Here is a 21,488-nt window from a genome sequence, read left to right as displayed (position 1 = left end):
GTCCCGTTGTGAACAGAGCGCGTGAGGAGTTGGACAGGTATCGGGAGACGCTGGAAGAGGTCTCTTCCCGCTTCGTCGACGTCGCTACGAAGGCCAGACAGCGTAGGGAAGATCCGAAACCGGAACCCGAGGTGATGCTGGCCACGTCGATCGGTGAGCGAGTGGAGGGTCTGCTCCAGGTCGAAAACGTAGCGGATCGACTGGAGGAGTTGGAGGAAGAGCTCGGGGACCGTGAGGAAGCCACGTTTCGTATCGTAGAGGAGGTAATTAAGGGAGAGCTGAAGGTCAAAGGCGACTTACCGCTGCACAAGAGGATAGATTACGCGGTTAGAATAGGCCTGGCGGTGCTGACGGAAGCCGTGGTATCGGCCCCACTGGAAGGCATCGCGGCCGTCGAGATCCGTGAGCGGGGTACGGGCCACAGGGTCGTCGACGAGTCGGAACCCCCGCATGAGGAGCCGAAGCTCGTGTGCACGGAGTGTGGGAAAGAAGTCGACCCTGAGAACTGTTACTTAGCCGTCAAATACGCCGGACCGATCCGAGCCGCAGGTGGTACGGCGGCGGCTCTTTCTGCACTCCTCGCCGATTATGCTCGTCAAGTAGCCGGCCTACCGAGGTTCAACCCGGACGACTTCGATCACGACCTTGTAGGTCGATACGTGGAAGAAGTCGTGACGTATCTGGATAAGGTAGGGTCGTTCCAGTACAATCCTTCGGAGGAAGAGGTCGAGTTAGTCGCGAAGAACATCCCGATCGAGATCGACGGAGAACCCACGGAGGAGGTGGAGGTACAAGGTCACCGTGACATCCCACATCTCCCTAACCAACTCCGCGGAGGCGCCCTTCTGGTTATCTGTGAGGGTATCTGTCAGAAGGCTCCGAAGCTGATCAAACGCGTCGAGAAGTATGGAATTGACGGATGGGAGTTCCTGGAAAAGCTCGTGAACAAGGGATCCGACGACGAAGAGGAAGGGGAGGAGGAAAAGACCAAGATCAAACCCAACGACAAGTACATGGGCGAGCTCGTAGCGGGGAGGCCGCTACTTTCTCACCCGTCAGCTAAAGGAGGTTTCCGGCTCCGATACGGTCGGGCTAGGAATACCGGTTTCGCGGCCGTCGGAGTCCACCCGTCGTTGATGTACGTTACAAAGGGCTTCATAGTCATAGGTACACAGCTGAAGGTGGAGCGGCCGGGCAAGGCGGCTTGCGTGCTGCCGGTGACCGAGATAGAGCCTCCGGTGGTAAAGCTCCGAGACGGTTCGGTCGTACGTCTAGACGATCCGAGAGAGGCGAAGGAACTCGTCGAGAAGGATGAGATCGAGGAGATACTGGACCTAGGCGAGATGTTGGTCGCGGTGGGTGAGTTCATAGAGAACAACCATCCGCTCGTCCCTCCGGCGTACTGCCCGGAGTGGTGGGTGAAGGAAGTACCGGACGTTGTCAAGGTGATAGGCCTCAGGAAGAACCTCCCGAACGACGTCTTCGAGAAGCTGAAGGATGTTCCATTGAAGCGATTGGTGAAGGAAGCGAGCAGGCTGTCCGGGAACGGGAACAACCTCGACGGCTTCCTGAACGGTCCCGTGAAGGTGGCCCGTTCCATCGTCGAATTAGTGAGAAAGGAAGTGATACCGCGCCTCAGCTCCCCGGAGCGTATGAGCGTGGAGGAGGCCATCGAACTGTCGCGCGAGTACGGGGTTCCGTTCCACCCGAAGTACACGTTCCTATGGCACGACGTGAAACCGAAGGACGTAGACGAGCTCCGAGAGGCACTCGAGGTCGCCGGGTCGGAATGGGGGAACCTACGAGTCGAGTTCGAGAACGACGGAGAGATCAAGCGTATATTGGAGGATCTGCTCGTCCCCCACAGGCTCGAAGACGACACGATCGTGGTGGAGGAACCCTGGGCGTCGGCGCTGTTGGCCCAGCTCGGGTACGACCCCGAGAGCGGAGAGTTCCGCGAGCAGGACGAGGATCTGGACTACTTGCTGGATTACCTCGTGATACGGGACGAGACGTGCCGGTACGTGTCCAAGCTAGCCGGGTTCCCGATCCGTGAGAAGGCGCCGACGAGAATAGGAGCCCGGATGGGGAGACCGGAGAAGGCACGTGAGAGGAAGATGAGTCCACCGCCGCACGTACTGTTCCCTATCGGCATAGCCGGCGGTAATCAGCGAGATATCATGAAGTTCCATCGAGGGGAATCGGAGGACACGGATCGCGTCGAGGTCTGCTACCGGATCTGCCCGGAGTGCGACCGGCTGGTACCGTACCGGGTGTGTCCGTTCTGCGGTACGGAAACCGTGCAGTACTGTAACCGGTGTGATGAGCCAGCTGACGAGTGCGACTGCGAGGAGCCCGATCCCGTCGTCCGCGCCGACATCGAGCGGAACGACGACCCGTATTCCTCGCTGCCGGTTAGGGAGCTGGTCCGACGCGCGGAGGAGGAAGTCGGTACTACCGATACGCTCAAAGGAGTAAAAGGAATGACCAGCAGGCTGAAAATGCCCGAACCGTTGCAGAAAGGTATCCTGAGGGCTAAGAGGGACCTCTTCGTATTCAAGGATGGTACCCTACGCTTCGATTGTAACGACTGCCCGCTGACGCACGTGAGGCTGAAGGAGGTAGGGTTAACGCCGTTCAAGGCCAGACTCCTGGGGTTCGAGCGGGACATCAACGGCGATCCCGTGGTCTCGGAGGATCAGGTGGTGGAGCTCTACCCGCAGGACGTGGTGCTACCGAGGAAGGCCGCGGAGTGGGCCGTCCGGGTCTGCCAGTACCTGGATGATCTCCTGCGGAAATATTACGGACTCGAGCCCGTGTACGGCGTGGAGAAGCCGGAGGATCTGATCGGACACTTAATCGTCACTTTAGCGCCGCATACCTCATGCGGCGTGGTGGGGCGCGTAGTCGGAATCGCGGACATTAACTGCTGGTACAACCACCCCATAATCAACGCGGCCCGACGCAGGAACTGCGACGGTGACGAGGACGCCTTCATGCTGTTACTCGACGTCCTCCTGAACTTCAGCCGCCTGTACCTACCTGACAAACGCGGGGGCCTGATGGACGCCCCGCTGGTGCTCACCGCGGTGGTGGACCCGTACGAGATCGACGATGAAGTCTGGAACATGGATGTCTGCGGCGACTACCCGCTGGAGCTGTACAGGAAGGCCTTGGAATACGCCGACGCGGGAGAGGCGGAAGAGCTCATAGAGCGACTTGAGGACAGACTCGACTTACCCCGGGGGCTCCAGTTCACCCACGATACCGAGGCGATAGACCTCGGACCTACCGTGACGCGGTACTCCAGGCTGGAGAAGATGGAGGAGAAGCTCGAGGAGCAGCTCGACCTCGCCAGGAGGATCCGAGCCGTGGACGAGTCCGACGTTGCGAAGATAGTCCTCGACTCCCACTTCTTGCCTGATATCAAAGGAAACCTGCGGAAGTTCGGGCGTCAGAAGTTCCGCTGCTCACGCTGCAATGCGAAGTTCAACGTACCCCCGCTCAGCGGCAAGTGCCCGCGGTGCGGCGGTGACGTACTGTTAACCATCTACCCGGCGACGGCGACGAAGTACCTGGAACCTGCTAAGCGACTGGTGGAGGAGTTCGGCACGCACGACGAGGAATGGAGGACGATCGCCTCGGAGGTGGAGCTGCTGGAGGAAGAAGCGAAGACGCTGTTCGGAAGCGACCACAGCGTGTCACTCAAGAAGTTCTTCGGCGAGACGTAGCCCGTGAGCTCTCCCACATGATCAGGGCCCCCAATAACGACAGGCTTAGAGTCACTCCGGCACCGATCCACTTGGCGTTCCGTACCGACGCTCGCCCGTCAGCAGATCCTCCGCCGTGCTGACGCCCGCCGCGGTTCTTGCCACGCTTGCCGTCTAGTTTCTCTTTGGATTCCCTTCCGACTTCCCCGGTGTCAGTTCGATCGGCGCGGTACTCCGGTCGGGTTAGTGTAGGCTGTTCTCGGAGCTCGCGATCGAATCGGTGATCCGCGTAATGCCCTTTGTCCAAGGGGGATTCGGTTCCGTGGGTGGAGTACTCTACCGGCTCGACCGCGTTGACCGGGTACGATATGAGCGACCACAGAAGGACCGCTACGGTCAGAACCGTGCCCATGTAGGGTACCGCCCGGGGGTGTAGTGGTTGTGCGGGGTTTCCGGCTGTTACCTGCTTAAGGAAAACGAGGCGGGCGTTTATAATTACCTCATCCTCCATGCGAACCAGCACAGGGGCCAAGAGTCGGCCGGAATCTGCGTGTACGATGGACTCCGACTGGTCGGGAAGAAGGGCATGGGCCTAGTGACCGAAGTCTTCGATCGGCCCGACCTGCGGAAGCTCTCGGGTCCAGTGGGTATCGGCCACGTCAGGTACTCGACGACTGGCGCTTCCGAGCTCGTCAACGCCCAACCGTTCAAAGTGGGGTACTCGAAGGGCGAGCTGGCTTTGGCCCACAACGGAGACATCGTGAACTCCGAAGAGCTAAGGCGGGAGCTCGTTTCCGACGGACATGCTTTCGTTTCGGAGACTGATTCGGAGGTCATCGCCCGACTGCTCGCGGTCGCTCTCACCGAGACCGACGATATGTTCGAGGCGTTCGAGGACGTTATGGAACGGTTGGTAGGCTCGTACTCCCTGACCGTGATAACGAGTCACGGTGACCTAATCGCGGTCCGAGATCCCTGGGGATTCCGACCACTGTGCCTGGGATGGGACGAACGTGGCTTCTTCGTTTCCTCCGAGACGGTAGGTCTGGACGTGTTAGGTGTGGAGGAACGCCGCGAGCTGGAACGTGGCGAGGTAGTTTGGATTCGGGAGGGCGACGTCGAAAGTAAAGTCGTGAGAAGGGAACGCAAGGCCGTCTGTATGTTCGAGTTCGTGTACTTCGCACGGCCGGATTCCATCATCGAAGGCAGGTGCGTGTACGAATGTCGGAAGTGCATGGGTAAGCGACTCGCCGAGGAGGCCCCGGTCGAGTGCGATCTGGTGGTTCCCGTCCCGGATTCGGGTCGGACGGCGGCGCTGGGATACGCGGAGTCGTTGGGGGTCCCTATGGAAGAGGGACTGATCAAAAATCGGTACGTGGGTAGGACGTTCATCATGCCGGAGCAGGAGGAGCGCGTACGGAGCATCCGGGTAAAGCTGAACCCCATCCGGGAGGTGATCAAAGGGTGCTCGCTGGCAGTAGTGGACGACAGCATCGTACGTGGAAACACCTCTCGACAAATAGTGGAAATGCTGCGGGATGCCGGGGCCCGTGAGGTTCACATGAGGATCGCGTCACCTCCCGTGGTGTCCCCTTGTTACTACGGGATCGACATGGCCACGAAGGAGGAGCTAATAGCCGCAGACCTCGATGTTCCAGAGATCTGTGAGAAAATCTCGGCAGACTCGCTGGCTTACCTGTCTCTAGAAGGTCTCGTCGAGTCGATCAGATTGAAGAAACGGGAGCTGTGCGTGGGTTGCCTCACGGGGGAGTACCCCACCCCGGTCCCCGAATGACCGGGGGTAAGAGGGGGTGGAACCCCGCGTCTATAGACCCCCGGCTGTATCAGCGTACCGGATTCCTCATAGTCGCGACACTTAACCTCGTAATCGTCGGACTAGTCGCCGCGGTCGGGATAAAGGTAATAGTGGAAAAACACTACCCGATGGTGGTTGGAGCGATAGCGATCCCGATAGTAGTTGCACCCCTTCTGCTGCCTCTACTGTACCTACTACGGGTTCTGAAGAGGGAGAAACTGGTCGTCGTAGGAGAGGATAGGGTGTTGATAATCCGTGGTAAGGACGTCACGGAAGTTCCCGTGGATGAGATCACTGGAATTAGTGTGGACTTCGAGTTCAAGAGACGAAGACGTAAGATGATTATCCTCACTCGGAGCGGACACGTGGAGCTACCTTTCCACTCGAAGCGGCTCATGCGTGATCTACAACGACTGCTCGAGGAACGGCGCGCGTCGGAGGTCGACAAAGAGACGTACGCCAGGGCGGGCGCCGACCGTGTGGCGACTGTACTATGCAAAATGGTGGAGCTCGGTAGGTCACCGGTCCTGCACGAAGCGCAGGGGTCCGTGAAGGCCGTGTGGCCGGGAGATTCCGTGGAGCTGGGCCGCGAGGACGGGTGGGCGCCTAGGTGGATGTACTGGTTCCTGTGCGTGGCCTCCCTGCCGGTTAAGGCCGCAAAAAGGTCCCTGCGCGAGGACCCCGTGGATACCGTGATCGCGGCCGAAGAGGCCGCCAAAGGGCAAAGCTTGGCGTCCAGCTTCAACAAAATTCTGCGTACAGGGCCGATAGTGTCGGCACTCCTGGTGTTTCTAGCGGTCGTTAGGGGCGTGTTGAAGTATTGGGGACCGAAGGCCCTGGGTGTTTTCCTCTTCACGGCTGCGCCTTGGATCTTGGCGACGTCGGTACTGTCGTTCCTGTTGAACAACCGCGTGAAGACCGTGGAGCTTCACGGAGTTCGCGCGTTTTTCAGCCTAGTGGCGATGGTCTCGATATTCTCGGGGTTGGGCACCTGCCTTCACGGTAGCTTGGCGGAGACCGCGATGCTTCGCAAGTCGCTACCACCCTCCGCGCACCTTACGGCGGTAATCGAACTCGTGATCGCCATGGTTTCCCTGGTACCCCTGGTGAAGACGCTACGTTGGGTCGATCCGAGGGGCGCCGTACGGTGGTGTATGGCACTACGAGCGACGATTAGGGAAGATAGGGTGATCCTTTTCTCGGTAGTATTCGCGCTGTTGTCCGTGTTCTTCGCTGGTTCGGCAGCATCTCCGGGACTGTGGTGGGTTACGTTCCCTATAGCGACGGCTACGCCCGTTCTGTGGACCGTGTATTTCCTGAGCTGGTCTAAGATGGCTCGAGAAGTGGTGTCGAAGGTGTGGATACCGGAGAGTGAGAGTTAGGGGAGGAAGAAGTCGTTCCGGGGTCCGAACTCCGCCGCCCCGGCTAAGTCTTCCTCGATCCGGAGCAGGCGGTTGTACTTGGCCGTCCTAGAGCTACGGGCGGGCGCTCCGGTCTTGATCTGTCCGCACCCTAGGGCCACGGCCAGGTCGGCGATGAACGGGTCCTCGGTGTCGCCGCTCCGGTGGCTCACCATCACACCGTACCCGTGTTGAAGCGCGAGCTCACCCGCCTCCACGGCCTCCGTCAGGGTTCCGATCTGGTTCACCTTCAGGAGCAGGGCGTTCGCCGCCCCCATTTCGATCCCCTTCCGCAGGCGGTCCGGGTTCGTCACGAACAGGTCGTCACCCACGATTTGGACCTTATCGCCTAGCTCCTCGGTGATCTTGGCGAAGCCCCGGAAGTCCTCCTCGTGCAGCGGGTCCTCTATGGAAACGATCGGGTACTGGCTTACCAGATCCTTGTACACGTCGATCAGCTCGTCGCGGGTATACTTCTGACCGTACGCCCTGTACGTCCCCGAGTCCTCGTCGTAGAACTCGCTCGCGGCTGCGTCCAGGGCCAACGCGATCTCCTTGCCGGGTGCGTATCCGGCCTCCTCGATGGCCTCCACGAGGACGTCCAGTGGTTCCACCGTATCCTTCATCGGTGGAGCGTAACCGCCCTCGTCACCCACGTTCGTGGCGATAGGTCCGTACTCCTCCTCCAGTAGCTCCCCGAGGACGTGGTACGTCTCCACACCGGCTCGAAGAGCCTCGGAGAACGACTCGAAGCCGTGCGGGACGATCATGTGCTCCTGGAAGTCGAGTTCGTTACCCGCGTGCTCGCCGCCGTTGATCACGTTCATGAACGGCACGGGCAGTCGGCGCGCCGTCGGACCACCTAGGTATCGGTACAACGGTATCCCCAGCGACTTGGCCGCCGCCCGGGCGACCGCCAGCGAGACTCCCAGGATCGCGTTCGCTCCGAGGTGAGACTTGTTCTCGGTGCCGTCGAGCTCGATCATCGTGCGGTCGATGTCAGGTTGGGCCGTCGCGTCGAGTCCCTCGATCTCCGGGGCGATGATCTCCTCCACGTTCCTGACGGCACGGCGTACTCCCTTACCTCCGTAACGATCGTCGCCGTCCCTCAGCTCCAGCGCTTCGTACGTGCCCGTGGAAGCTCCGGATGGGACCATGGCCCGACCGACGGTACCGTCTTCGAGTTCCACCTCCACTTCCACCGTGGGTTCTCCGCGTGAGTCTAACACTTCCCTGGCCTTCACGGAGACTATTCTGGGCATGCTCCCGAACCCCCGCCTTACGATCGCACCGCGGGTTAAACCGTTGCCGTTCATGGTGTCGCGGGGGCAGCGGCGGACTTCGGTGGGGTTTAACGCACTTACGTAAGGTCGACTTGGATTCAGGACTCCCGAGTCGGTGGCGGATTAGTGTGCTGTCTTCCCACCTGAGTGCGCTTTGACTTTTTGTGCGAGCGTGATAGTCGCGTTATCGCATCGACAACGGTAGGGCAACCCACGACGGAAGAAGGCGGGAATGATCCACCCAGGAGCTCCTAACCCGTGGCGTGCATGAAACCGCTCGGACGCTTTACGCTGCCGTTGTACTCGGGTGCAAGTCTTAGCCGTCGTCACCGATCCGTCGATGTCAACGTCTCTCGGAGCGACTCACGGGTGGTGATCCGCCGTGATCGATCGGCTACGAGAGGCGCTGAAACGGTTCAATCCGTGCGATTCCTGCCTGGGCCGGGCCTTCGGTTACGGGTTGACAGGGCTCGAGAACAGGGAGCGGGGTCGAGCCATTAAGCTGTACCTAGGAATGCGAGCACACTTGGAAGGGGAGGAGGAGACACTCGAGCTGCTCGCCCGATCCGGGCTGGAGGAGGCCGCAGCGGTACTCGACGACCCTCCCGAGCCCGAACCCTGTGGTGTATGCCGTGGAGTGCTGGACAAAGTGGACGAGTTCGCCGAGGTAGTCGCGTGTGAGTTGAAGGACCTTGAGTTTCGGGGGTTCGTGGTGGGATCCAGATGGCCGGAGGAGATACGGAAAGCCGAGAAGGAGCTCTGGGAGACGCTCGGCGTCGAGGGTGAACCCATCAAACGCGAGTTCAACAGGGAGGTCGGTAAGAGGGTGGAACACCTGCTGGACGTGCGCGCGGATCCGAGGAACCCGGATATCGAGGTGGTGTTCGATTTCCGGCCCTCCTTGGAGGATCCGAAGTTCGAAGTCCACGTACGCCCCATCTACGTGCGAGGGCGCTACCTTAAGTTGAGGAGGGGGATCCCGCAGACGAAGTGGCCCTGCCCGCGGTGCCGGGGGGCGGGATGTCCGAACTGCGATTTCACCGGTAAGCTGTACACGGAGTCCGTGGAGGAACTCATTGGGATGGTGCTGAAGGACGCCTTCCTGGCGGAGTCGCACAAGTTCCACGCCGCGGGTCGCGAGGACATCGACGTGAGAATGCTCGGAAACGGTAGACCTTTCGTGATGGAACTCCTGTACCCTAAGCGCCGGAATGTCGACCTTAAGGAGATCGAAGGAGAGATCAACCGGAAGGTGGGCGACGACGTACAGGTGGTGGGACTGGAGTACGGGGATCCCGAAGACGTCGGGAAGGTAAAAGACCTCTCCGAGCGATCCCGGAAGAGGTACCGAGCGTGGGTGAAGTTCGGAAAACCAGTTCCGGAGGACAAGCTGAGAGAAGTCCTGAAGGGGCTGGAGAGGAGTGTGATAGAGCAGAGGACACCGAGGCGCGTGCTCCACAGGAGGGCGGACAAAGTTAGGAGGAAAAGAGTTCACGAGGCCAAGCTGATCGAGTACGACGGAGATCGAGCCGTCATCGAGTTCCTCTGCGACCCGGGACTGTACGTGAAAGAATTAATATCTGGAGATGCTGGACGGACTCGCCCCAGTCTCGCCGAGCTTGTTGAGGTTGAAGCGGAATGTGAGCGTCTCGATGTGATCGAGTTTCTGGATGAGGGAGGTGATCGGAGTTGAAAGTCATGGTCGAACGCTGTCTCGGGTGCGCCGCGTGCGCTGCGGTCTGCCCCAAGGACGCGCTGACGATTTCCGGTGGAAAGCCCGAGTTCGGTCCTGAGTGCGATGACTGTGGTATTTGCGCCAAGGTTTGCCCGACGGGCGCCATCGAGAACGAGGGGGAGTGAGGCTATGGAGTTCGATGTGGTGGTGGTCGGTGCGGGTCCGGCGGGTTCGGTGGCGGCGTGGGCCGCGGCGGAGGCCGGTTGTGATGTCCTGATACTCGAGCGTAAGGCCGAGATCGGCGTCCCCAAACAGTGCGCCGAAGGAATAAGTGCACACGGGCTCGAACACGCTGGCATCGAGCCCCAGGATGAGTGGATCGCTACCGAGATCTCGCGCGCCCTCATCTACGCTCCCAACGGGAAGGAGTTCGAGGTCCCCGGTGACGGGTACGTGTTGGAGCGTCGTGTGTTTGATAAGTGGTTGGTTGTTCGGGCGGTGGAGGCTGGTGCGGAGGTCGAGTTGTTGGCGCATGCTCGACGGGCGTTGTTAGATGAGGGTCGGGTGGTCGGGGTCGAGTACGAGGGCGAGGATGGAGTGCACGAGGTCCGAGCCCGCATCGTCATCGCCGCAGACGGAATCGAATCACGCATAGGAAGAACCGCCGGACTGGTTCCATCGCTCAAACCCGTAGAGATGTGTACCTGCGCGCAATATGAGATGGTGGGCGTTGATGTGGAGGAGGACGCCACGCACTTCTTCGTCGACGCCGAGTTCTTCCCGGGAGGGTACTTCTGGATCTTCCCGAAGGGCGAAGGTCGGGCGAACGTGGGATTAGGTATCCGAGGGTCCGAATCCGAACCCGGGGATGCGCTGAAGGTACTGAACCGTGCCTTGGAGGATCACGAGCTGATCTCGGAAGCGGTGGCGGACGCCGTCCCCGTGGAAGTGAACGTGGGTGGTGTGCCGGTGTGCGGGCCCGTCGAGCGGACGTACGGTGACGGGATCCTCCTCGTGGGTGATGCGGCCCGCCAGGTCAACCCGTTAACCGGCGGTGGTCTTCATACTTCCCTGGTTTGCGGTCGGATCGCGGGCGAGGTGGCGGCCGAGGCGATCGAAGAGGACGACACGTCCGCCTCCTTCCTGAAACGGTACCAAGACCGGTGGGAGGAAGAGTTCGGTAAGACGTTCAAATACGCCCTGAAGGCGTCTAAGATATTCTCCGAAATGAGTAACGAGGAGCTCAACGCATTGGCGGAGGCGCTGGACCGTGAGGATATCCTCAGGTTAGTGAAGGGAGAGGAAGTCGTGAAGGTGGCCAAGAAGGTGATCAGCAGGAAACCGTCGCTCCTGAAGTACGCCAAGCACCTCATGAAATAAATACGGAGTCGGGGCGTTGGTATCGGATTTCCCCGCCCCGGCCACACAACTTCCCAGTGGCGGCGCGACTTGGGAGGTGTCCCCTCCCGGGATGGGCGCCGTTGCGTACCGGGCCGGGACATCCAACGAGCGAGGGGCCGTGCGGGCCTTCCGATGACCCTAATTTCCGTCTTCCCTAACCTCTTACACGAGCGTCGAGGCGATCGCCGTCGCGGTCACTGCTGCGGCCACGGCGATACCCAGTGTCTCGGTGGTCAGACCTGCCGACCCTACCTTCCTGCGGACGATGACGTGACCACACTCGCGGCACTTAACGACGACGTAGTCGCCTTCGTCACGCTCCTCCAAGTTGGAGGAACCGCATCTCCTGCATCGCATGGCCGTGAAGCTTTTCCCCCGAGCGGTCGGCGTGGAAGTCCTGTATATCAAATTTTATGATACACGGAAACAGGGGTGCCCTGTTGCCGATACCCCGGATAGTACTCGCGGGCTCGTCCAGCGCCTGCGGTAAGACTATGATCACCGCCGGCATAATTCAGGCGCTACGAGCCGACGGCTACGAGGTACAACCGTTCAAGGTGGGCCCCGACTACATCGATCCGTCGTACCACTGGTTGGCTTCCGGGCGACCGTGCGGTAACCTCGACACGTTCCTCTTCCGCGAGAAGCACGTCAGATGGCTCTTCGAGCACCGATGTGAGGGCGCCGATCTCGCCGTCGTGGAGGGAGTTCGAGGGCTTTACGAGGGTATCGGCGCCGTCGGTGTGAGGGGGAGCACGTATCACGTCTCCGAGGTCCTCAACGCACCCGTAGTGTTGATCGTCGACGCCCGGAGTCTCACCAAGAGTGTGGCGGCGTTGGTGAAGGGCTACGCGGAACTGGAAGGAGCGAACATAGCCGGTGTGATACTGAACCGCATCAGGTCCGAGGTTCACTACCACAAGGTGCGACGCGCCCTGGTTAAGTACACCGACGTCAAGGTCCTGGGTTACGTCCCTAGGGACCGCAGGCTCAAGGTGGAATACCGGCATTTGGGTCTGGTGCCGACCCCCGAACGCCTCGAGGAGATGAGGGAACGTCTCCGCACAGTGGCCGAGGTGATCTCCGAGCATGTGGACCTGGACGCGCTCATCGACGTGGCGGAGGCCGCCGGTCCGCTGGGGCCCGGGGAGCGTCCCTGGGAAGTGAACCCGACCAAATGCCGCATCGCCGTGGCTAAGGATGAGGCTTTCAACTTCTACTACCCGGAGAACCTGGAGGCACTCGAGGAGAACGGCGCGAAGCTCCTGGAGTTCAGCCCCGTGCGCGACGAGGACGTTCCACCCGACGCGGATGCGCTTTACATCGGGGGCGGCTACCCGGAGCTGTTCGCACGTCAGCTGGAAGATGCCGAGAGTACGCGTAACTCCATCCGAGAGTTGGCGGAGTCGGGCGCCCCGATATATGCGGAATGCGGCGGCTTCATGTACCTGTGTAGGGAGCTCAGGTGGAACGAGGACAGGTACAGGTGGGTGGGTGTCTTCGACGTAGCGGTCGAAATGACGGATAGGGTTCAAGGCCTCAGCTACACGGTCGCCCGCGCCGTGGACGACACCCCGGTAACGCGTAAGGGGGAGACGTTCAAGGGCCACGAGTTTCATTACTCACGCCTCGTGAGGCCCGAGGGTCTCGAGAGCGCGTACCGGATAATCCGGGGTCAAGGTTGGCGCGGACGGGAGGGGTTTCGGCCCAAAGACCTCCCGAACGTGTTGGGAACGTACGTCCACGTGCACGCGGCCTCCCATCCGACGTTCGCCACTAACTTCACGGGGAGTACCGGGTCTTGAAACGCAGTCCGCGCGACTCCGTGCCCTACGTGACCCTTGACGGCTCGCTGATCTACGAGGTCGTGCGCCCGGAGTTCTCCCGCGTTAACACCGTGAGCCTGGCCGTCGCGGAGATTCCGCCCGGAGAGTCCACGGTACCGCACTACCACCTCGACTTCGACGAGGTGTACTGGGTCCTGGAGGGCCGGGGCATCGTACACGTCGGGTCGAGATCCTTGGAGGTCCATCCGGAGGACTGCGTGGAGATCCCCCGCGGTTCGGTACATTGGGTCGAGAACGACGGCTCGGAGACGCTGAGGATACTTTGTGTGTGCTCCCCACCCTACCGTCACGAGACCACGGTCACTCTCGGAAGTAAACGAACGTCTCGTTCGAGCTCGCCGACTCGAGATTGACGTTCTCCACCGCGAACCCCGCCTCTTCGATTTCCTCCATGAACCATTCCAACACATCGTCCTCCGCCGGTGCCACCTTCACGAAACCCCACACGACGTCGTTCTCGAGACGCTCCAGCAGTCGAAGGACCGCATACAGGTCGTCCTCGGGGTTCCCGGAGTAGACGTCCGAGAGCAGCGTCACCTTCTCCCCGGGGAATCCGACCCCGATCATCTCGGGGAGGACGAACTCGTGAGCCGTGATACGCAGATGGTGCACGTTCTCCAGCTCCCTCACGCGATCCTCCAACCTCGCGGGGTCGACGGCGACCACGTTCTCCGCCATCTGCGCCGCGAAGGACGACCAGCCTCCGGGAGCCGCCCCTAGGTCCACCACGAGATCCGTGAAGGACGGCTCACGCGTCGACACGAACTCCAGCAGCTTCACCAACGCTCGGTTCTTGTGGAGCTTCGAAGGGTCCACCTCGTAGCCTCCTATTTCCACCTTCCAGTCGGATGAGTAGCGTATCTTGACCTCCGCCCCGAGACACCTAGCGGAAAGCCTGAGGTGATGCACGCGGTCCGAGTCTAGGAGCTCCTCCACGTATCGTCCGGTCACAACCCCTTTCACCTCGTCCGCCAATTCGATCCTTCGTCGACCGGGTAGTGATTTCCCCTCCAACGTAGTAACTTCCACCTCATACCCTAACTCCAGCAGTCCCGCGAGCGTCAGCTCTGCCGGGGTGATGCGGGCCCTTCCGATCATCGGTAGGAACTTGTCCAGCTCCGCCCGGTACGCGATGGAGTACAGGTCACCGTGGAACAGCTCCACTACGTTCAGCTCCGACACGTCGCGATACCCCTTCGGTTATGTCGGGTTCTCGGTGTTCAACATAACTAATATAGCACAACGGCTAATGTGCTGATGGCGTGACGGCGCCACGGCTGGGAGCCGGGGCCCATCCGGACGCCACGTAAAACTTTCACGTAGGGGGAGCCCCCCGTGGCCTTGGAGAAGCTAGCGGATCTGCTGGACGTACGCAACGAAAACACCCGGCACTCATACCGCTTCGCTTTACGGAGGCTGGATGAGTTCCTCCGGAGGATCCTGGAGGACGAGGAGCCGGAAGAGTGGCTCGAGAAGGCCCCAGACGAGGAGATTTTAGAGGTAGCACGCGAACTCCGTAACTTGCTGGTGGAGTCAGTCCGTAACATGGAGTTGGACCATGAAATGGGTAGACTGTGCTGGTACGCGCTCACTAAAGCCCTACGAGCCGTTGGTAGGGACCCACTGCTCGTCCTGACCGTGAAGGCGTACGGATCGCCTGCATCGCCCGAGATGACCGAGCAGGACGCTCGTGAAATTTTAGAGCTGGTAGATTTGATCGAGGAGTGGGCAAAAGAAAACAAGGACGCATCCTGGTGGGCGCCGTTCCGCATCATCGCCGAATCGGGAATCAGCGTGATGGACCTAGTGAGGATGCGCTGGGCGGATGTGTGTCCCGGCGAGCCCTGGCTCGAAGAAACGCCGGACGAGCCCCGCCTGAGGGTCGAGAAACCGGAGGAAACCATCGAGTTCCCCATTACCGAGCGAGGACTGGAAGCACTCCGAGAGCTGGCGGAATGGGCCGGTGTAGATCCGACAGAGGAACCCGAGCGTCCGATACTCATGAGCGAGGACGACGAGTACCACACGGACGCGCAGCGCATGGACTCCTGGAGGGCGAGGCTGACGTACCGCTGGCGTGAAGCTCAGCGGAGTGTACTAGGGGAGTCCGAGTGGAGGATCAAGGATCTCACCAGAGCCACGAGGATACTGCGGCTACCCGAGCTACGTCGGTAACCTCGTTCGCTCAATCAATTCTTAAATCCCAAATCGTTATAATATTCGTAACGATTCTCAGAATTGGTGGGGCCGCCCGGATTTGAACCGGGGTCTCCGGCCCCCAAAGCCGGAAGGATAGACCAGGCTACCCCACGGCCCCGACCCAAAGCCGTCCCGGACGTCGTCCTACTTATGATTTTCCCCGATCACAGCGGACCCACGTTCACCTCGACCCGTGACGCCAGGTAGTGGGCGGCCTTCAGCGAGTCCGTGAACACCACGTCGTGGACGTCCTCGATCGGCGCGACCACGGGGCACGTCCCCCGGAGCCTGTACCCATCGAGCGTCGCGTTCGCCGGACAGCAGATCGCACAGCCGTCGAACCTCGGGATCTCACCGTCAGGCCTGTGAGGACACCCCGTGAACGCGAACCCCTCACGCTCCGTCCCGAACCGCTCCTCCACGAGATCGAACACGTCCTCCCGCTCCACCTCGATTCGCTCGGGACAGTCCATCCGCGGCTCTTCCGGCGTGATCCCCGGGATGTAGGCCATAGCCAGCGCTCCCGAGGCCGCCGCCGCGGCTCCCATGTACTTCACGTTCGACAGCGAGGGAACCGTCGGTAACTTCAGCACCGGGATCCCGTCGAGCGCCTCCCCCAGGTAGTACCCCAGCGCCGACCACTCGAAGTCGTTCCGCGGCTCGAACTCCACGACCACCTCGTACTCCGCCACCCGGTTCTCGTCCAGGTGCATCCCGTACTCCGGGATCCTCCCCACGACCGCCGCCGCGACCGTCGCCGGTGCCCCCTCCCGGTTCGCCCGCGCACCGTAGTACGTGTTCGCCACGAAGACGGCGGAGGACTCCCCCCACGCCAGGAGGTCGCCGCGCGACGGTTGGAACCCCTGCTGGTACGGTACGCACGTGTACACCGAGGCCACGCCCAACGACTCCAGGGCGTCCATGATCTCGCGTTGCTTCCGCTCGAACTCCTCGTCCACCGGGAGGTTACCGTCCAGACAGATGCCACACGGGTTCACGCTCGTCGGGACCGAAACCCTCAGACCGGCCTCCGCCACCTTCCTCAGGAACCTCAGCCCCGCGTCGCCGATCGTCCCGTACGACACCCCGGACACGTGCACCGAGGCGGGCCTCACGAGTCGCTCCGCGTCGAAGACGTCCCCGAGCTTCACCAATACCTCCATGAGCTTAGCCTTCAGCTCACCCTCCTCGCCGTCCAGGATCCGCTCCTCCTCCTTCGTCAGGTACAAGCCCGGACACCCCACCGATCGCCGTTCCCGCGGACGGACCTCGACGGTTCTTTACACCTATACCCTCGGACTGGGCCGTCTGTGCGGGCTCCGAAACCCGCGAACGATCTCCCAACTAGAGCCGCACAAATAGCCAGACGCCGCGAAAGCCGAGCACGGGGTCGGCGATCCGAGCCTTCAGGCCGGCGACAAAGTTAAATAGAAAGTATGTGTCGCCGGCCGTGACGCCGAAGCCGCGGCAGCTCAGCCTGGGAGAGCGCCGGACTGAAGAGATCCCGCGGGTATTCCGCGGGATCGCCGCCATCCGGTGGGCCCGGGTTCAAATCCCGGCCGCGGCACCAAGCCCAGAATCGTTACGAATTTCAAAACGAACGGTTTCCGGATTACAGAAGGGGACGTCGGCAAACCGCGATCGTCCTCCCATTAAACCCTCCCGACACCTCACCGTGAGGCCCCCGCGTTGAACCCAGAGCTTATCCTCGCTAGATTGTTCGGAGTGCTGCTAGGTCGGGGAACGTTCCGCGACGGCGATCGACCACGCGTGCGTCTTTCGGTCCCGATAGGAGGTGCGTCGGAGCTGCTCGCGGATCTGAGTCGATTAGGGGTGAACCCGTCTGTTCGGTGCGGCAAGCGGTGGACGAGCGTGGAATCCCGAGACGGTCGTCTCATCGGAGCGCTGATCATGGCGGGCGCGTCCGCGGACCCCGTGGATGGGATCCCGAACTGGGTATTCGAGGATCCCGAGGCGGCGCGCGAGCTGTTGTCCGGTCTCTACAGCGTGCGTGGTCGGGTGCTCGGGTTCGACGGGAGCCGTCCCCGACCCGTCCGGTTGGAACTCCGGGCTCGGGCGGACCGAGAACTGGATCTACTGTCCCTGGCGCTCGACGTGTGCCGACTTTTGGGCTCACTGAACGTCGACGCGGAGGTCGTCGGACTGTCCCACGTCTCATCGGGGCACTACCGGTACGCCCGCGTGGAGGTGCTGATCCGCGGTCGGAGGGACCTACGGAGGTTCCTCTCGGAGGTCGAGTTCCGGTACAATCCCGAGCAATCGGAGCGGGCACGGCGGATGCTCCGCGAGTTGGCCCGGCGCGAGACCCAGCTCTCGACAAAGTGGCCGGCTCGATGGGGCGATGTAGGTGTATCGGACTCGGGCGATGAAGGACTGGTCCTCCGAACCGAGTTGGGGTTCGAAATCGCGGGTCCGGCGGACATGTGGGTTTCATCCCGGAATAAGCGCCGACTGGGCGACCTGAAGCCGGGCGATCGGGTCGTGCTGTACCCGGTGGGGGTGCCGCCGGCGGCCGACCGTCGGGGCACGTTGCTCGCCGACGTCGACGCACCCGAGGGCGCTCGGAGGTTCCTCCGGGACCTGGACTTACTACCGCTTAGGTGGGAGGATCCGGCGCTACCGACGTTGACCCGGGTTCTGGGGTACGCGATCGGCGACGGCCATCTGGAGCCTGACGTCGTCGTTCTACGGGGAGCCGGAGGGACTGCGGTGGCTCGAGGACGATCTGCGCGCGCTCGGCCTCTCGCCGGTGCGGTACGAGTACGGGGATAGGGACGCGGTCGAAGTCGCGGTGCACTCGGAGGGATTCGCGGCGCTGTTGAGAGGACTGGGAATGCCGGAAGGGAGGAAGACGGGGAGGGTTCATGTGCCCGGCTTAGTTCGCCGAGGGCCGGATCGGGTCGCATTAGAATTCCTGTCTGGTCTGTTCGGGGCGGACGGTTGGATATCGGCTCGTGAGAACAGAGTGGAGGTAGGGATCGCTCAGGCGTCGCCCTGGGGAGAGTCATCTGAGTTTCTGGAGGGGGTTAGTAGCCTGCTGAAGCGCACGACCGGCGTGTATGCGAGAGTTCTTGAGGCTGGATCGTACGAAACCTCGGTAGATGGACGTCGATCCGTTTTCGGGTTAGGGTTCAGAGGGGAACACGTCGAGCGGTTTCTCACCCGCGTTCCCTTCGAGTACTCGGTCCGGAAGCGGGAGCTCGGGCTGTGGGCGGGTGCATACCTGCGGTACCGGGCCCGAGGTGGTAAGGACGCGTTCGAGCGGTTCGTCGAGGAGCGGTGTCTACCGGGCGGCCTGGTGCTCGATAGGGTAGTCGACGTCGAGCGCCGCTGAGTTCGGCTCGGCGTGACATCCCCCGGTATCGTGAGGGTGCGCCCTCGTCCGGGCCCGAGTTGCCTTCCCACAGGAGTTGTATGGTACGAGTCACCGAGCTCGTCCAGCTCGGAGGGTCTGGTGACAACCTTTATATCCCGGGGTGCCGTTCTCTCCATGCCTCCATACAACTTAGGGGCAGTACTCGGGATCGTGGGCCGGGGTTGGTTAGATCGCACGCACCCATACCCTACAACCCGGTCGAGCGGATCCGCGCGCTCCGAGTCCTGAGGGAAGTTCACCGTAGGAGGAAGAAGCCGAGCCTGGAGGTAACCTACAGGACCGTCAACGGTAGTACGTGCGGCCCGTACTACGTGGCGAGGTGGAGGCGTGACCCCCGACACAAGCACGGTCGTACGCTCTACCTGGGCAAACCCGAGAACGAGAGCGTTTCCTTTGTTGAATGGTTAGTCTCTTTAGATCGTAGAGAGGTTCTGGAGCTCGCGCGACACCTCATGCGCAACCTCCGCTCGGTGCTCAAGACCCTCCTGACCGAGGTCTCGGACTTGCCATACAAGAAGGCCCGATGGGTACTCGCCCGCGGGCTCGCGCTAGCATTCGACGCCAGACCCTCCGAGTCACCAAGAATCCGGGATCTACTCGAAGAACTACCCGACAGGTTGGAATCCTTCGCCGTGAGGACCCTAGGAGGCTGGCCCGCGCACTACTCGAGCTACCTGAGGAAGGTGATCCACCACCGCGGGAAATCCCTCGACGAGAAACACGAGGTACCCGACGTGGGGTTAGAGTTCCAACGCTGGAAACTCCAGCGCGGGTGACGTCAGGTCTTCAAGTGGTATGAGCACTTACGTACGGTAGTCCACGGACGCTCGTGTAGGAACTGTACTATCCACGCATTATACACATACGGTAGTCAGGTACCAGTAATACGATCGTTCACCGCTAGGACAGGCTTCGTACTGGTTAACCTACCGCCACATCCAAGACCCTGATTTAGCCGATTTTGTAACTGCTTTGAGGCCATAACGATTGTATTACTGTTATCACATAATAATGCGTAAACAATGCATATATAGTGCTATTTCAACATGAGTACCTGTGACTAGTAGTACGTAAACGCTCATACCACCTCCCACGGAAGCGGGTGTCCGATGGATCAGTCCCGTAGACGGCGGCAGACGCTGAGCTCGTGGCCGTACTTGGACACCGGCTCGACGTCCTCGAACAGCTCGATCAGGAAGCCCCGGATCTCCCGCACGGCGCGCGTCCAGGAGGAGAAGCCGTGGCAGACGACGGCGGTGTCGACCCGGGGACGCTCCTCGGACAGCTTCTCCAGGAACTCGAGTGTGGACGCGTACGGAGGGTCCGCGGTGAGGAGGTCGATCGGTTCGAACTCCCGCAGGTCGACGTCGCGGAAGTCGGCCTCGATCACCTCGACGCCCTCCGACTCCAGCCGCTCGCGGACCTCGGGGTGTACCCTCACGTCGATCGCGTAAACCTGCTCGAAGCCCGCCTCGACCGCGGCGAGCGCCCCCGTGCCGGTTCCCGTGAAGACGTCGACGGCGCGCTCTCCCTCGAGGCCCTCGACGACTTCGACGAGGGCCGGGTTCGGTCCGACGATCTCGCGGGCACCGAGGACGACGTACCCGATCCCTAGTCGCTCGCAGACACGGTGGATAGGGGATCCCTCCTCGATTACCCCTTCTTTCAGGGCCCGCTTCAGCGGCAGGTACCGGAACTCCTCGGTCTCGTCCCTCAGGCCCGCTCCGACGACGGAGACGCGGACCTCGACGTCGTGTCCGTGAGCGGCCAGGTACCCCTCGGCGTACCCCTCGAGGTACTGTCGGTTACGGCCGCCCTTTCCCTCAACGTTCTTACGCTGATTGGTGAGGATATGCACGTGGAGGGCGTCGTCGGATACCACGGTGACGTGCGTCCAGGCGTCCGGGTCGAACACCGTCCTGCGGAGGGCCTCCCGTACGGCCTTCAGCGCGAGCTCCTCGGGTCGCATGGGGGAGTCGCCCCTTTGTTGGAGGTGTACTCCGACGGTGAGGTGAGGGTGTTCCGGGTCGGCGGTAAGGGGATTACACCCTCGCCGGACTGCAATTGCTACCTGCTGGCCGTGGGCGACGAGGGGATCCTCATCGATCTCGGGGCCTCCGGGGAGGTCATCGACAGGTTGCCGGGGAACGTGGACGTCAGGTACGCTCTGCTCACGCACAGTCACTTCGACCACGCGGCCGCGGGTCCCGATGCCCTGGAGGCCGGGCTCGAGGTAGGGGTGCACCGGGCGGAGGCCGAGGTACTGCGGGAGGGCGACGACAGGCTGTCGGCGGCGTACCTCTTCGGACGCCCGATGCCCGCGTACGAGCCTTCTTTCACGTTCCGGGATGGGGAGACGTTCGACGTGGGTGGTGAGGAGGTGGAGGTCCTGTACACCCCTGGACACTCTCCCGGGAGCTGCTGTTTCCTGCTCGGTGACTTGGCGTTCACCGGGGATACCGTGTTCGGGTTCGGTCCGGGTAGGTGGGACCTTCCGGGCGGGGACAGGAAGAAGCTGTGTGAATCCCTGGAGCGGCTGCTGAGTACGGGTGTTCGGTCGATCTTCCCCGGACACGGGTACGAGGTGATCGGGGAGGCCGTCCCGGCGATAGAGGCGGCGTTGCGTGAGGCCGAAAAAGATATTTAGTAGGGAGATGGGGAGCCGGGTGGCGGCGGAGCGAGCGGCCGCAGTCTAGTCTGGTAGGACGCGGGCCTGCCGAGCCCGTGGCCCGGGTTCAAATCCCGGCGGCCGCACCAAAC

At 61.7% G+C, this 21,488-nt stretch carries 18 protein-coding genes and 3 tRNA genes; 15 read left to right on the top strand and 6 right to left on the bottom strand.

All coding sequences use genetic code 11. The annotated features are described in order from the left end of the window. Nucleotides 1–8 precede the first annotated feature (8 nt). From MK_RS08795 to MK_RS08785, 3 genes are all read left to right on the top strand, one after another. Nucleotides 9–3,731: a DNA polymerase II large subunit gene (locus MK_RS08795; RefSeq protein WP_011020018.1), complete on the top strand. Its 3,723-nt coding sequence runs from the start codon at nt 9–11 to the stop codon at nt 3,729–3,731. 418 nt (nt 3,732–4,149) lie between these two features. Next, nucleotides 4,150–5,505, top strand: coding sequence for an amidophosphoribosyltransferase (gene purF, locus MK_RS08790; protein ID WP_011020017.1), 1,356 nt, complete (start codon nt 4,150–4,152; stop codon nt 5,503–5,505). Between the two features lie 131 nt (nt 5,506–5,636). After that, a complete protein-coding gene (locus tag MK_RS08785; RefSeq protein ID WP_148679872.1) occupies nt 5,637–6,908 on the top strand; it encodes a hypothetical protein in 1,272 nt (423 codons plus the stop codon). Here MK_RS08785 and eno read toward each other — a convergent pair. After that, nucleotides 6,905–8,188, bottom strand: coding sequence for a phosphopyruvate hydratase (gene eno, locus MK_RS08780; RefSeq protein WP_011020015.1), 1,284 nt, complete (start codon nt 8,186–8,188; stop codon nt 6,905–6,907). The genes MK_RS08785 and eno overlap by 4 nt on opposite strands. 403 nt (nt 8,189–8,591) lie before the next feature. Here eno and MK_RS08775 point away from each other — a divergent pair, with 403 nt between their 5' ends. From MK_RS08775 to MK_RS08765, 3 genes are read left to right on the top strand one after another with little or no spacing between them, the layout of a single operon-like run. After that, nucleotides 8,592–9,902, top strand: coding sequence for a tRNA pseudouridine(54/55) synthase Pus10 (locus MK_RS08775; protein ID WP_011020014.1), 1,311 nt, complete (start codon nt 8,592–8,594; stop codon nt 9,900–9,902). Between the two features lie 5 nt (nt 9,903–9,907). Continuing rightward, complete coding sequence (locus MK_RS08770) at nt 9,908–10,069, top strand: DUF362 domain-containing protein (protein WP_148679986.1); 162 nt, start codon at nt 9,908–9,910, stop codon at nt 10,067–10,069. A gap of 4 nt (nt 10,070–10,073) precedes the next feature. Continuing rightward, complete coding sequence (locus MK_RS08765) at nt 10,074–11,264, top strand: NAD(P)/FAD-dependent oxidoreductase (protein WP_148679871.1); 1,191 nt, start codon at nt 10,074–10,076, stop codon at nt 11,262–11,264. A gap of 183 nt (nt 11,265–11,447) precedes the next feature. On the opposite strand, the gene MK_RS08760 is transcribed toward MK_RS08765, so the two are convergent. Continuing rightward, nucleotides 11,448–11,612, bottom strand: a complete 165-nt coding sequence (locus tag MK_RS08760; protein WP_011020012.1) for a hypothetical protein — start codon at nt 11,610–11,612, stop codon at nt 11,448–11,450. A 113-nt stretch (nt 11,613–11,725) separates the two neighbouring features. Between MK_RS08760 and MK_RS08755 the strand changes: the two genes are divergently transcribed. Then, nucleotides 11,726–13,090: a cobyrinate a,c-diamide synthase gene (locus MK_RS08755; protein ID WP_158296008.1), complete on the top strand. Its 1,365-nt coding sequence runs from the start codon at nt 11,726–11,728 to the stop codon at nt 13,088–13,090. Continuing rightward, nucleotides 13,087–13,485, top strand: coding sequence for a cupin domain-containing protein (locus MK_RS08750; RefSeq protein WP_011020010.1), 399 nt, complete (start codon nt 13,087–13,089; stop codon nt 13,483–13,485). The genes MK_RS08755 and MK_RS08750 overlap by 4 nt, the downstream gene beginning before the upstream one ends. Here the strand turns inward: MK_RS08750 and MK_RS08745 are convergent. Further along, a complete protein-coding gene (locus MK_RS08745; protein ID WP_011020009.1) occupies nt 13,433–14,314 on the bottom strand; it encodes an SAM-dependent methyltransferase in 882 nt (293 codons plus the stop codon). The two genes, MK_RS08750 and MK_RS08745, sit on opposite strands and share 53 nt — an antisense overlap. A gap of 153 nt (nt 14,315–14,467) precedes the next feature. Between MK_RS08745 and MK_RS08740 the strand changes: the two genes are divergently transcribed. Next, nucleotides 14,468–15,307 carry a hypothetical protein gene (locus MK_RS08740; protein WP_011020008.1) on the top strand — a complete coding sequence of 280 codons (840 nt, stop codon included), beginning with the start codon at nt 14,468–14,470 and terminating at the stop codon, nt 15,305–15,307. 64 nt (nt 15,308–15,371) lie between these two features. Here MK_RS08740 and MK_RS08735 read toward each other — a convergent pair. Further along, nucleotides 15,372–15,449: transfer RNA gene (locus MK_RS08735), tRNA-Pro, on the bottom strand. A gap of 46 nt (nt 15,450–15,495) precedes the next feature. Then, nucleotides 15,496–16,560 (bottom strand): aconitase X, encoded by a 1,065-nt coding sequence (locus MK_RS08730; RefSeq protein WP_158296007.1) that lies wholly within the window; start codon nt 16,558–16,560, stop codon nt 15,496–15,498. Between the two features lie 232 nt (nt 16,561–16,792). Here MK_RS08730 and MK_RS08725 point away from each other — a divergent pair. The 4 genes from MK_RS08725 (at nt 16,793) to MK_RS08710 (ending at nt 19,504) form a co-directional block, all read left to right on the top strand. Then, nucleotides 16,793–16,901: transfer RNA gene (locus MK_RS08725), tRNA-Phe, on the top strand. Nucleotides 16,902–17,020: 119 nt separating this feature from the next. Then, nucleotides 17,021–18,124, top strand: coding sequence for a hypothetical protein (locus tag MK_RS08720; protein WP_011020006.1), 1,104 nt, complete (start codon nt 17,021–17,023; stop codon nt 18,122–18,124). Continuing rightward, the gene (locus tag MK_RS08715) at nt 18,102–18,686 is read left to right on the top strand and encodes an LAGLIDADG family homing endonuclease (RefSeq protein ID WP_148679869.1); all 585 of its coding nucleotides are present in this window, start codon (nt 18,102–18,104) and stop codon (nt 18,684–18,686) included. The genes MK_RS08720 and MK_RS08715 overlap by 23 nt, the downstream gene beginning before the upstream one ends. A 203-nt stretch (nt 18,687–18,889) precedes the next feature. After that, a complete protein-coding gene (locus MK_RS08710; protein WP_011020004.1) occupies nt 18,890–19,504 on the top strand; it encodes a DUF1678 family protein in 615 nt (204 codons plus the stop codon). Between the two features lie 338 nt (nt 19,505–19,842). Here the strand turns inward: MK_RS08710 and MK_RS08705 are convergent, their stop codons facing one another. Further along, complete coding sequence (locus MK_RS08705; protein WP_011020003.1) at nt 19,843–20,697, bottom strand: class I SAM-dependent methyltransferase; 855 nt, start codon at nt 20,695–20,697, stop codon at nt 19,843–19,845. 24 nt (nt 20,698–20,721) lie between these two features. Between MK_RS08705 and MK_RS08700 the strand changes: the two genes are divergently transcribed. Together MK_RS08700 and MK_RS08695 are read left to right on the top strand one after the other, a co-directional pair. Next, nucleotides 20,722–21,375 carry an MBL fold metallo-hydrolase gene (locus tag MK_RS08700; RefSeq protein WP_226988757.1) on the top strand — a complete coding sequence of 218 codons (654 nt, stop codon included), beginning with the start codon at nt 20,722–20,724 and terminating at the stop codon, nt 21,373–21,375. 34 nt (nt 21,376–21,409) lie between these two features. Further along, a tRNA-Gly gene (locus tag MK_RS08695) sits at nt 21,410–21,485 on the top strand. Nucleotides 21,486–21,488: the final 3 nt, after the last annotated feature.

Source organism: Methanopyrus kandleri AV19 (genome assembly GCF_000007185.1).
GTDB lineage: Archaea > JAADCQ01 > Methanopyri > Methanopyrales > Methanopyraceae > Methanopyrus > Methanopyrus kandleri.
Note: the sequence above shows the minus strand (reverse complement) of the source record. Positions and strands in the feature narration are given on the sequence as shown.

What these genes read in the sequence shown, in the direction of transcription:
- eno (WP_011020015.1), bottom strand. Translation starts at nt 8,188, where the DNA reads ATGCCCAGAATAGTCTCCGTGAAGGCCAGGGAAGTGTTAGACTCACGC.
- MK_RS08770 (WP_148679986.1), top strand. Translation starts at nt 9,908, where the DNA reads ATGGTCGAACGCTGTCTCGGGTGCGCCGCGTGCGCTGCGGTCTGCCCC.
- MK_RS08765 (WP_148679871.1), top strand. Translation starts at nt 10,074, where the DNA reads ATGGAGTTCGATGTGGTGGTGGTCGGTGCGGGTCCGGCGGGTTCGGTG.
- MK_RS08705 (WP_011020003.1), bottom strand. Translation starts at nt 20,697, where the DNA reads ATGCGACCCGAGGAGCTCGCGCTGAAGGCCGTACGGGAGGCCCTCCGC.